The organism is Bacillus sp. mrc49, from assembly GCF_002803435.1.
The window spans coordinates 1-901 of the sequence record NZ_PHNG01000183.1 but is presented as its reverse complement, the minus strand read 5'-3'; the positions used below and the strand labels follow the sequence as shown (position 1 = coordinate 901).

The 901-nt window shown below is 50.9% G+C and carries 1 protein-coding gene and 1 pseudogene; both read right to left on the bottom strand.

Annotation, left to right across the window (positions count from 1 at the left end):
• Positions 1-2: 2 nt before the first annotated feature.
• Positions 3-695, bottom strand: coding sequence for a ComF family protein (locus CVN76_RS01270; protein ID WP_100530117.1), 693 nt, complete (start codon positions 693-695; stop codon positions 3-5).
• Positions 688-901, bottom strand: a pseudogene (locus tag CVN76_RS01265) (DNA/RNA helicase); the annotation flags it as partial. The gene CVN76_RS01270 and the pseudogene CVN76_RS01265, both read right to left, overlap by 8 nt.

Here is a 901-nt window from a genome sequence, read left to right as displayed (position 1 = left end):
TTTCACCTACTCAAAGTGATCGATGATACGGCTTTCGCCCCAGCGTTTTTCAAGGCTTTGGCAGCCTGCCTGAGTGTCGTGCCGGTTGTGTAAATGTCATCGATGACCAAAATCGATCGATCCCGCAGCAATTCCTCATTGATGACCTGGAAAACCTGCGGCAGCGTGATTCTTTCATGTCTTGATTTTTTTGATTGTTTTTCCGTATCGATCCGAGTCAGTACCTCGACTGTACGAATGCCAATAACATCCGCCAAAGCCTGTGCCTGGTTGAACCCCCGCTCCCTTAGCCGTTCAGCACTTAGCGGGATGCACGTCACAAGGTCATGCTCCATATCCTGCAGCACCTCCCTCAAATAGGGAACGAAAATCGCTGCCAATGCATAATCCCCGCGGTACTTATATTTGGCGATGATTTCTTTCAGGTGTTCATTATAGTGAAAAAGCGATATATTCTTGGACAAATAGCCGGACCACTCCTTATCCCTTTCCCATCTTGAGCAATCGAAGCAGGTGCCCCCACCGCTGTAATGGCCGTCCATCCCCCTTGAACACAATGAACATCTCTCCCCGGTTATCCTATCCAGTTTCGCCTCGCATCCTTTGCAGATCGCCTTGGCCTCGCCCCGCTTAAGCAATGTTCCCCATGTCAGGGCCTCCTTCATCGCTTCATCACAAACCAAACATCTACGCATCGAGCAACCCCCTTTTCAGGGCAGCCTCATTCATCATTCGGATGTGATGGATCGCCTCGATCATCGCTTTACTTTTACCATAGTGAAAAAAAGTGATCGTGCCGCAAGGGTGGGCCAAGCTTCTTCCAACCCGGCCGGCAATCTGCACGAGGGCGCTTTCTGAAAACACTTCATGCTCCGAGCCGATCACGGCCACCTCCAGGCGT